Below are 10,730 nucleotides of genomic sequence, written 5' to 3'. Positions count from 1 at the left end.
ATTTTCGATCCCGTCATTCGTGCCGAGTGTGATCCCAAGGCCTGGGAGGAGCAGATCAGCATGATGGAGATGGTGCTTGATCCGGAGGCATTGGCCGCCGCTGTCAAGGGCATGCGCGACCAGTACAGCGAGGGTGCGATCGATTAATCGACCCGGTGACTGAACTTGCCCGTCTGCGATCAACGCAGACCAGCATATCATCTGATTGGATGCAACTCAGGAAAGGTGGGATTGACATGGCATTTCGCATCGTTCACTACATCAACCAGTTCTACGCTGGCATCGGTGGAGAGGAAAAGGCCGACTACAAGCCCGAAATTCGCGAGGGCGTCGTGGGGCCGGGCACGGCCCTGAAGGGCGCCCTGGGCTCCGAGGCCGAGGTGGTCGCCACGGTCATCTGCGGCGACTCCTACTTCGCCTCCAACATGGAGAAGGCCAGCGCGGACATCATCGAGATGATCAAGAAGTACAAGCCGGATGCCTTCATCGCCGGGCCTGCGTTCAACGCGGGCCGCTACGGCACGGCCTGCGGCGCAATGTGCGCGGCCGTCGCGAAGGAGCTGGGCATCCCCGTGGTCAGCGGCATGTACCCGGAGAACCCCGGCGTGGAGATGTACAAGAAGGCCCTCTACATCGTGGAGACGCCGGACAGCGCCGTCGGCATGAAGAAGGCCGTCCCCGCCATGGCGAAGCTGCTCATGAAGCTCCTGAAGAAGGAGCCCCTGGGCAAGCCGGCGGAGGAGGGTTACATCGAGCGCGGCATCCGCAAGAACAAGTTCTACGAAAAACTCGCCGCCGAGCGCTGCGTCGACATGTTCGTCGCCAAGATGAAGGGGCTTCCCTTCGAGACCGAGTACAAGATGCCGGTCTTCGACCGCGTTCCCCCTCAGCCCCCGGTGAAGGACATGAAGCACGCCACGATCGCCCTGGTGACCTCGGGCGGCATCGTCCCGAAGGGGAACCCGGACCACATCGAGGCCTCGAGCGCCAGCCATTACGGCACCTACGACATCACGGGCGTGATGGACCTGACCACCGACAAGTACCGCACGGCCCACGGCGGCTACGACGCCACCTACGCCGACCAGGACGCGGACCGCGTCCTGCCCGTGGACGTGCTGCGCGATATGGAAAAGGAAGGCGTCATCGGCAAGCTGTACAACAAGTTCTCCACCACCGTTGGAAACGGAACCGCCGTGGCCAACGCCAAGCGCTTCGGCGCGGAGATCGCCAACAAGCTGGTGGCGGACGGGGTTACCGCCGTCATCCTGACCTCCACCTGAGGCACCTGCACTCGTTGCGGTGCAACGATGGTCAAGGAAATTGAGCGCAAGCTGCCGGTCGTTCACATGTGCACGATCGTCCCCATCTCCCTCACGGTCGGTGCGAACCGAATCGTCCCCACGATCGCGATCCCGCACCCGCTTGGCGATCCCACGAGGACGCCGGAGGAGGAAAAGGCTCTGCGCCGTCGCCTCGTCGAGAGGGCCCTGAAGGCGCTTCAGACGGATATCTCAGAGCAGACGGTGTTCACGGAATAGCAGAACGCCATCCTCAAGGGGCCCAGGAGCTGTTCCCGGGCCCCTGCTTTGTACCCACCCACTGCGGCAGCGACGCTACGCCCCTCGCCCGGAAGAATTTTGAGGTATGATATAAGGACCCCCATGGGGGTGATCCGCAAGCTCTTTTTAAGGAGGACTCTGGATGTCCACAGTCGGTATCAAAAGTTACGCTTATTGTTTGAACCACGCGCCCGAGACGGGGAGCTACTACGGCGGCACCCCCTACGAAGCCCGTCACAGCGGCAAGGAGAAGGAGTACGTCGATGCCCTGCCCAAGCACCTGCAGACCTACGAGGAAGCCCTGCAGTATGCGCCCAACCAGGCCTACATCGGCGGCCTGAGCTACGAGGAGTTCGAGGCGGCCAAGGCGCCCTGGATCGACAACCGCCTGAGCGACGCAAAGCGCTACGGCAAGTTCGGCGAGATCATGCCGGAGGACGAGTTCCTGGCGCTGATCTCCGCCTGCGACGAGTTTGAGCTGGTGTGGCTGGAGAAGGGCTTTGCGGCGGCGGCGGCCGAGAAGCTGGGCAAGGACCCCATCATCACGGAGGCCATCGTGAAGCGCGTGCTGCGCACGAAGAACATGCAGGAGCTCTCCGCCATCGAGGAGGAGGTCAAGGACCGCGCCGCGCTGCCCCTCTACTTCGACCATAAGGTCGTGGGCTGCGTCCGCAGCGGGCACCCCACGGACGCCTGCCTCACCGCCCACGTCCTGATGGAGAACCTGGCGGGCAAGGCGTCGGGCGTCCTCGCCCTGCTGCACCTGCTGAAGAACAGCGGCATGGCCCCGACGGACCTCGACTTCGTCATCGAGTGCTCCGAGGAGGGCGCAGGGGACGTTGGGCAGAGGGCGGGCGGCAACTTCGCCAAGGCCATCGCCGAGGTCGCGGGCTGCACCAACGCCTCCGGCTGCGACGTGCGCGGCTTCTGCGCCGGCCCCGTCAACGCGATGATCGCAGCGGCCTCGCAGGTGGCCGCAGGCGCGCGCAGGAACATCGCGGTGGTCGCGGGCGGGTCCATCCCCAAGCTCTACATGAACAGCCGCGACCACGTCAAAAAGGGCCTCAAGGCCTTGGAGGACTGCGTGGGCAGCTTCGCCGTGCTGCTGGTCCCCGACGACGGCACCAACCCCGTCATGCGACTGGACGTCCTGGGCAAGCACACCGTCGGCGCAGGGGGCGCCCCTCAGGCCGTCACCTCCGCCCTGACCTTCGAGCCGCTCCAGGCCGCGGGACTGACCTTCGCGGACGTCGATCGCTTCGCCCCCGAACTGCAGAACCACGAGATCACGATGCCGGCCGGCGCGGGCGACGTGCCCCTGGCCAACATCAAGATGATCGCGGCCCTCGCCGTCATGAAGAAGGCCATCGAGAAGGCCGACATGGAGTCCTTCATCAAAGAGCACGGGACGGTGGGCTACGCCCCCACGCAGGGGCACATCCCCGCAGGAGCGCCCTTCATCGGCCCGGCCTGCGAGGGCATCCGGGCGGGCAAGATGAAGCGCGTCATGATCATCGGCAAGGGCAGCCTCTTCCTGGCGCGCCTGACCAACCTGGCGGACGGCGCCTCCTTCCTCATCGAGGCCCCCACCGGCGGCGGGGCATCGGGAGCGGCCGTCAGCAAGGAGGACGTGAAGGCCCTGATCCTGGAGGCGCTCTCCGAAGTCGCGGAGAAGCTGAATTAGGGGGGCACGGGCTATGTCTGATGCGATCAAAAAATTAGTCGGCACGGCCCTGGCAGAGCTCGTGGAATCCGCCAGGAGCGGAGGCCCCAAGGTCCGCGTCGGCCTGATGGCCGCCGGCAGCGAGCATGGGCCGGAGGAGATCGCGCGCGGCGCGCGCCTCGCCATGCAGAACTACCACAACGTCAAGCCCGTCATGATCGGGCCGCGCCTGCCCGGCTACGAGGACCTGGAGTACATCGAGTGCGCGGCGGAGGACGTCCCCGAAACGCTCGAGGCCGCCGTGAAGGAGGGGCGCGTGGAGGGCGCGGTGGCGATGCACTTCCCCTTCCCCCTGGGCGTCACCACCATCGGCCGGGTCCTGACCCCCGGCAGGGGCACCCCCATGATCCTGGCCTCCACCACCGGCACCTCCTCCACCGTGCGCGGCGAGGCCATGCTGCGCAACGCGATCTACGGCATCGCCACGGCGAAGGCACTGGGCCTGAAGAACCCGACGGTGGGCATCCTGAACGTGGACACGGCGCAGCCGGTCTTCCGCTCCCTGTCCCACATGAAGGAAAAGGGCTACGACATCACCTTCGGCCAGTCCACCCGGGCGGACGGCGGCAGCGTGCTTCGGGGCAACGACATCCTGAGCGGTGCCGTGGACGTCTGCGTGACGGACACCCTGACCGGCAACGTGCTGTGCAAGATGTTCAGCTCCTTCACCACGGGCGGCTCCTTCGAGGCCACGGGCTGGGGCTACGGTCCTTCCTGCGGCGAGGGCTGGAAGAACGTCGTCTCCATCGTCTCCCGCGCGTCGGGCGCGCCGGTCATCGCGAACGCCATGGGCTTCACGGCGGCCGTCGTGGCGGCAGGCCTTCCGGCCCTGGTGGCGGAGGAACTGGCCGCGGCCCGCAAGGCCGGGCTGGACGATGAGATCGCGGCCCTGACGCCCAGGGCCGCGGCAGCGGAGGAGGACGTGAAGGCCCCCGCCGCGGAGCCCACGGACGACGAGCTGCACGGCATCGACGTCCTGGAGATCGACAACGCCGTCAAGGTCCTCTGGAAGGCGAACATCTACGCCGAATCCGCCATGGGCTGCACCGGCCCCGTCATCAAGATGCCGGCCCGCCACATGGACAAGGCCAGAGAGCTCTTGAAGCAGAACGGATACCTGTAGGCAGAACGCCGGAACGTCGGGCGGGCTCTCCCCCTGGGGAGGGCCCGCCCTTTGTCGTCAAGACCCCTCGGATGCTGCACGCGAGGGCGAAAAACGCTATAATGCGTTGGGAGGTGTCGAACGTGTCCGTCATACGAAAGGAAAGCTTAAAGGGTGTCCTGTGGGCCGCTGCCCTGGCGCTCCTGCTGGGGCTTGTCGCGCTTTGGCCTCAGGAGCGCCCTGTGGGGGCACGGCGCGACGGCCTGGCCATGAACACGGTGATCCGGCTCCGCGTCGCAGGACTTCCCAGGGCGGAGGCCGAGGCCGCGCTGGACTGGGCCTTCGCCCTCCTGACAAGCCTGGACCACGAGCTCTCGATCTACGACGAGGGCTCCGACCTGTCGCGGGTCAACCGCAGCGCCGGAGGAAGCCCCGTGGCCGTTCCTCCGGACGTCTTCGCCGCCGTCTCGCGGGCCGCCGAGGCCTGCCGCACGACGGAGGGCGTCTTCAACCCGCTGATCGGCCCCGTCACGAAGCTCTGGCGGATCAACCGGCGTCAGGCAGACCCCGGAAGCCAGGCCTTTGTCCTGCCTCAGCAGGCAAGCCTGGACGCCCTGCTGCCCCTCACGGATCCGGAGGGGCTTGAGCTCCTCCCCGGCCCCCCGCCCGCCATCCGCTTGAAGCGGGCCGGCGCGGTGCTGGACCTCAGCGGCATCGCCAAGGGCTACGCCTCGGCACGGATCGCGGAGGGGCTGAGCCGGCGCGGCGTCCCCGCGGCCCTGATCGACCTGGGGGGCAACGTCCAGCTCCTGGGGGGCAGGAACGGCAGCCCATGGAACATCGGCATCCGCGACCCCCTGTCGGACGGGGGCGGGCCGCTTTTGGCCCTGGCGGTGAGGGACACGGCGGTCATCACCTCCGGCGCCTACGAGCGTTACAAGGTCATCGACGGCGTGCGCTACTCCCACTTCTTCGACCCGCGCACGGGCCATCCCGTGCGGAACGACATGCTCTCGGCCACCCTGGTCACCCCGGACGGGGCCCTGGGGGACGCCCTGGCCACCAGCTTCATGATCATGGGCTCAGCCCGCTCCATGGAGTTCCTGAGGGCGCACCCGGAGCTGGGCGCCGTGCTGGTCCGGCGCAGGGGCGGCCTCGCGGTGGAGGAGGGGCTGACCCTCCGGGACGTGGAGGTCCTGGTCACGGAGAACCTGCGGCGCTGCGTGAGCGAAAGCCGGGTCGTGGTCGAATACTTTTAGTGGCGACGCCCCGAAGGGCGTTTCGCCCGGTCGCGAAAGGACGGTCTTGATGAACAAGAGCCTGCTGGCATTGGCGCTGGGGACCTTCGAATTCGGCATAACGGAGTACGTGATGATGAGCATCCTGGAGCCCGCTGCGGCGGCGCTTGGAGTCAGCGTGCCCACCGCCGGGATCCTGATCTCGGCCTACGCCCTGGGCGTGTGCGCCGGCGCGCCCCTGGTGGTGCTCGTAGCGCGGCGGCAGCCGCTGAAGCGCATCATGCTGGCCCTGGCGTGCCTCTGCACGGCGGGAGGCCTGACGGCGTCGCTGGCTCCCTCCTTTTACGTGCTGCTGGCCGCCCGATTCATCTCAGGGCTGCCCCACGGGGCGTGGTTCGGCGTGGGGTCCATCATCGCCCAGCGCACGGCCCGGGCGGGGCGCGAGGCCTCCGCGGTGTCCGCGATGGTCGCGGGGATGACCGTGGCCAACATGGCGGGGGTCCCCCTGTGCACGCTGGCGGCAAACTTCGTCTCCTGGCGCGCGCCCTTCATCGCCACCGTCGTCCTGGGCGCCCTCATGATCCTTGCCGTCCGCTTCTGGATCCCCTATCAGGAGCCGCTCCCGGATCGGGGGTTCAGGGGACAGTTCCGGTTCCTGAAGGACGCGAAGCCCTGGCTGCTGCTGCTTGGGATCGCGCTGAGCAACGGCGGGGTGTTCTGCTGGTACAGCTACATCAATCCCCTGATAACCCAAACGGCGGGCTTCTCCCCCCACTCGATGACGCTCATCGCGGCCTGGGCCGGGCTGGGCATGGTGATGGGCAACCTGCTGGGCGGCCGCCTGTCGGACCGCTTCGCCCCGACCAAGGTCATCTTCGCCCTCCAGGGCTCGATCCTGTTCCTGCTGACGGGAATCTTCTTCCTCTTCGCCAACCGCTGGGCCGCCCTGGGGCTGACGTTCCTGGGGACGGGGGTGCTCTTCGCCCTCTCCGCGCCGCAGCAACTCCTGGCCATCCGGTTTTCGCCGGGCGGCGAGATGCTGGGGGCAGCCTGCGCGCAGGTGGGCTTCAACCTGGGCAACGCCATCGGCGCCTGGGCCGGCGCTCTGCCCGTGCGAGAGCTGGGCCTGAGCTATCCCTACACGGCTCTGATGGGGGTGCCCTTCGCCCTGGCGGGCTTCCTCGTGATGCTGTCGCTGCACCGAAGGGCGACGAGAACGGCGGCGTAGGGCTCGAAGGAACAAAGGACTGCGGCCCTGCGGGGCGGTCCGCAAAGGACCGTTCCGCAGGGCCGCAGCCGATTCAGCGGGCCACTACACGCGCAGCGCCTTGATGGCGTCCAGCGCCCGAAGGACCTCCTTTGAAAGGCTGATGATGCCGGGGACCATGGCGCTGGCCTTCTCCTTTTTGCCGCTGCTGTAGGCGCGGATGGCGTCGGCGCAGGCGCGGTGGAACCTCTCGTGGCAGCCGCCCAGGTCGCGATAGGGCTGAGTGCTACCGTACCTCTTCCTGCCCTCGCCGGCGTACCACTTGCCGAGGCGGCAGTTCGCGTAGTCCGCCGCTGCGTCGGGGTCCGGGTCCAGGTTGCCCCACATCATCTGATTGACGCGGGCCAGCCACAGCATGTGGTCCGTCTTGGCCAGGTCGATGATGTCGTTGGACTGAAGGGGCAGGTCGTACTTCAGGAGTCCGGCGCGCATGTCGTTGATCTTGCGCAGGCTGTTGAAGATCGCGTCGTTGCATCCCCTGGTGTCCTCGTTGACGGCCTGGATGTTCTCCACTGTATCGTGCAGGGAGGCGCTGATCCCCTCAAAGGAGGCGGCCTGCTTCTCCGCGACGGGGGCAAGGCCGTTCATGGCCTCTCCGATATCCCCGAACACGCCGGTGAGGCCGTCCGCGTCCTCCGTCGTCTTGTCGATACTCTCCGTGTTCTTCGCGTAGCCGTCGGACAGCTGGGCAAACTTCTCGCCCAACGTCATGACGTCCGTGCGGATGCCGTTGAGGTGGTCGCCGATCTGGGCGACGGAGCGCTTGGACTCCTCGGCCAGCTGGCGGACGTTTTCCGCCACGACGGCGAACCCCCTGCCGGCGTCGCCGGCCCGCGCGGCCTCGATGGATGCGTTGAGGGACAGCAGATTCGTCTGCACCGCGATGCCGTTGATGATGTTGACCAGGTTGTCGATGTCGGCCATGGAGTCGCTCAGGTGCCTCATGCTCTCCGTCATGGCCTGAAGGTTCTCGCCGGCCGCCTGGTTGCCCGCGGCGAGGGCGTGGATGTCCGTCTTGGCCTGCTCCATGGTCGCGCCGCCCTGCGTCGTCTGCTCCGCGGTCCTCGATATCATGCTCGACATGCCGCTCACGTCGGAGGTCAGTTCGTCCACGGTCCTCAGGTCCTCCCGGACGCCCGCCGATATCTTCTGGTACTTCTCCGCCAGGCCGGCCAGGACCTCCGAGGCCTTCGTCGCGCTCAACAGCACGTCGTTGATGTCCTGCGTCATCTTCAGGTACTCGTCCGCGTGGGCACAGAGCAGGCCCCCCAGCGCGGCGCTGAGGTTCCTCAGCCGCGGGTCCTCGAACTCCGGGGCCTCGCTCTCGAAGTCCCCCCGACGCAGCGCGGCGATGAACGCCTCCAGCTCCCGCAGCTCGTCCGGCGTCATACGGACGCCCTCGTCCTTCTTTTTCCCATTGCTCCCTCCAAAAAACATAAAAAACCGAACCTCCCTCAGGATCGTCTCAAATGCCACACCACGGTACTCAATGTTGAACTATTATAGTGCATTTGAAACGTCCCTGCACGTCCGTTCACAACTTACAGGGGTCAGCCTCCGCCGCGGAGGACGCCGGACGAAGGGAGAGGTCCCTGCCCGCGGTGCCTCTAATTCAGCCAGCCCCTCAGGCCGTCGCGCTGGACCTCACCCCGCGTCGGCAGCCCCTCGACCACAATCTTTCGCTCGGAGCGGTCGTTGTACGCCGCGCACAGCGCGCGGAATACCTCGACGGCGATCCCCACGCGCTCCGCGATGGGGTACCCCCGCAGCCCCAGCGGATCAGGGCTGGCGCTCCACTCGTTCATGCCGGGGTTGGGCGTCTCCGACAGGAACGCCAGACAGTCCGTGTTCTCCCCGATCTCGTAGTGGCAGATGCCTCGGTAGCCCGGCGCGGACTGTTCCAGCTTCATCGACGTCCCCCGCTCCTCCAGCAGGAACAGCGCCTCCGCCGCAAGGTCCAGCGCCCTGGGGTGGGCGATGAGCGAGTTCGCCAGCAGGCTGTTCTTGCCCACCTTGCCGGTCTTGGGGTTCATCGCGTCCTCAAAGGTCCGCGCCTCGTGCATGTCCAGGCTGAAGGCCACGCCCTCCCGCCGGATCAGCTCCATGACGGCGAAGGTCACCCGCTCCGCCGGCGTGCCATCGGCCCTGCCGGGGTAGTTCCGGTTGATGTTGCGCCACTCCGCGCCGTTCTTCAGCACGAAGCCCGACGGGTGACGAAACGCTTCAGGGTCCTTCTCTCCGGGGCGCAGCGGAATGTACCGGTCGCCCCATGGCAGGAAGCGCGCCCCGCTCCGGCCCGCCACTTCGAGCACGCGGGGGCGGTTCCCCAGGCTGTCCGGCACGGACATGCCCGCGGCGTTGACGCACGGCACGACGAAGAGCCGCCCCTCCCGGACGCGGGCGTTCTCCACCATCAGGGTCGCCGCCGCGACGCCCGCGATCTCCCTCGCATGGACCCCGCCCATCACCAGCGCCGTGGCGCCCGGCCTGTCCCCGCTCAGGAGGTAGACCGGCGTGTCGTAGTCGCTCCCCCGCAGGTTCGCGTTGTAGTCGGAGAGCCACAGCATCCGCGTAAGCCCGTAGCCCGGCCGCACGTCCAGGCGGAACGCGGCCTGTGAGGAGGACGCGCAGGACAGGGCAAGCGCCAGCAGAAGACAGGCCGCCCGCCTCAGCGCCGTCGCCATGTCAGTTCAGCCACGCGCCGACGTCCTGTTCCATCAGCGTCCTGTAGTCCGGCAGACCCTCGATCACGAGGTGCCTGTCGTGGCCGGCGTTGTAGACGTTGACGAGCTCCTGAAACACCTGCTGCTGAAGGCCCACCCGGTGCTTCAGCGGGAAGCGGACGTCGCGGATGATGTCGGGCGCCTCGCGCCAGTCGTCCTGCCCCGGGTTCGGCGTCTCGAAGAGGAAGGAGAGGCAGGGCGTCGCGTCGCCGATCTCGAGGTGGCTCAGGCCGCGGAACTTCCGGTTCGACTGCTCGATCTTCAGGGGGAAGCCCACGGCGTCGCCGACGTTCACCACGACCTCGGCGCCGATCTCCATGGCCTCCGGCCTGGGGTTGCAGATCAGCATGTAGGCCAGCCGCCCGCCCTGCCGCGTCTCGCCCGTCCTGGGGTCCAGGCACCAGCTGGGGGTGTCCGCCTCGTGCATGTCCACCTCCAGGACCACGTCCTCGCTTCGCACCAGCTGCACGACGGCGTAAGCCACCTGCTGGGTGGGCGTCCCGTCCGGAAGGCCGGGGTAGGCGCGGTTGATGTTGCGCGTCTCGGCCCCGTCGCCGCCCTTCGAGCCGGGGATGACCTCGCCGGACTGATGGCGGTACTGGTCCGGGTCCGGCTGACCCTGGTCCACCACGTCGACGCGCCGATCCCCCAGCGGGAGCAGGCGCGCGCCGCTCCGCGTCTCGATCCTGTGGCTTCGTGGGAGGTTCGTCGCCTTGTCGTGCAGGCCGTAGCCGCTGGCGTTGAGCGCTGGGACGACGATGAGGCGGCCCTCCAGGACGCGCGCGTTCTCGACGGCGACGAGGGCCGCCGTGTGCCCCGCGATCTCACGGGGGTGCGTGCCGCCGAGGATCAGCATCGTCGCGCCGGGCTTCGCCCCCTCCATGAAGTAGACGGGCGCGTCCAGGTTCGTCCCCTTCAGAGGGGCACAGTAGTCGGAGAGCCAGCCGATCTTCGTCACGCCGTATCCGGGTCGGACGTCGGGGCGAAAGAAGGCCGCCTCCGCACCGGCGGGGGCACGGACGAGGCACAGCGCCATGAGCGCAGCGAGAGCGGCTGCACGCCGCAGTTTCGCATAAGACATGAAAGACATGAAAAGACCTCCCAAGACAAAAAAT

At 67.3% G+C, this 10,730-nt stretch carries 8 protein-coding genes and 1 pseudogene; 6 read left to right on the top strand and 3 right to left on the bottom strand.

All coding sequences use genetic code 11. The features are described 5' to 3' along the window. The 6 genes and pseudogenes from SY1_RS08265 to SY1_RS08240 all read left to right on the top strand — a co-directional run. Positions 1 to 147, top strand: a pseudogene (locus SY1_RS08265) (glycine/sarcosine/betaine reductase complex selenoprotein A); the annotation flags it as partial. 89 nt (positions 148 to 236) lie between these two features. Next, positions 237 to 1,541, top strand: coding sequence for a glycine reductase complex selenoprotein B (gene grdB, locus SY1_RS08260; RefSeq protein ID WP_208873395.1), 1,305 nt, complete (start codon positions 237 to 239; stop codon positions 1,539 to 1,541). A gap of 163 nt (positions 1,542 to 1,704) precedes the next feature. Further along, positions 1,705 to 3,246, top strand: coding sequence for a glycine/sarcosine/betaine reductase complex component C subunit beta (gene grdC, locus SY1_RS08255; RefSeq protein WP_208873393.1), 1,542 nt, complete (start codon positions 1,705 to 1,707; stop codon positions 3,244 to 3,246). A gap of 13 nt (positions 3,247 to 3,259) precedes the next feature. Beyond that, positions 3,260 to 4,408 (top strand): glycine/sarcosine/betaine reductase complex component C subunit alpha, encoded by a 1,149-nt coding sequence (gene grdD / locus SY1_RS08250; RefSeq protein ID WP_015556758.1) that lies wholly within the window; start codon positions 3,260 to 3,262, stop codon positions 4,406 to 4,408. 122 nt (positions 4,409 to 4,530) lie between these two features. Beyond that, positions 4,531 to 5,646 carry an FAD:protein FMN transferase gene (locus SY1_RS08245; protein WP_208873391.1) on the top strand — a complete coding sequence of 372 codons (1,116 nt, stop codon included), beginning with the start codon at positions 4,531 to 4,533 and terminating at the stop codon, positions 5,644 to 5,646. Between the two features lie 49 nt (positions 5,647 to 5,695). Beyond that, positions 5,696 to 6,853, top strand: a complete 1,158-nt coding sequence (locus tag SY1_RS08240; RefSeq protein WP_015556757.1) for an MFS transporter — start codon at positions 5,696 to 5,698, stop codon at positions 6,851 to 6,853. An 84-nt stretch (positions 6,854 to 6,937) separates the two neighbouring features. On the opposite strand, the gene SY1_RS08235 is transcribed toward SY1_RS08240, so the two are convergent. From SY1_RS08235 to SY1_RS08225, 3 genes are all read right to left on the bottom strand, one after another. Beyond that, positions 6,938 to 8,329 (bottom strand): methyl-accepting chemotaxis protein, encoded by a 1,392-nt coding sequence (locus SY1_RS08235; RefSeq protein WP_015556756.1) that lies wholly within the window; start codon positions 8,327 to 8,329, stop codon positions 6,938 to 6,940. A 170-nt stretch (positions 8,330 to 8,499) separates the two neighbouring features. Beyond that, positions 8,500 to 9,576 (bottom strand): M14 family metallopeptidase, encoded by a 1,077-nt coding sequence (locus tag SY1_RS08230; RefSeq protein WP_015556755.1) that lies wholly within the window; start codon positions 9,574 to 9,576, stop codon positions 8,500 to 8,502. A 1-nt stretch (position 9,577) separates the two neighbouring features. After that, entirely contained in the window at positions 9,578 to 10,705 is a 1,128-nt protein-coding gene (locus SY1_RS08225; RefSeq protein ID WP_015556754.1) for a M14 family metallopeptidase, read from the bottom strand. Between the last annotated feature and the right edge of the window lie 25 nt (positions 10,706 to 10,730).

Origin of the sequence: Fretibacterium fastidiosum (assembly GCF_000210715.1) — a bacterium.
Taxonomy (GTDB): domain Bacteria; phylum Synergistota; class Synergistia; order Synergistales; family Aminobacteriaceae; genus Fretibacterium; species Fretibacterium fastidiosum.
Note: the sequence above shows the minus strand (reverse complement) of the source record. Positions and strands in the feature narration are given on the sequence as shown.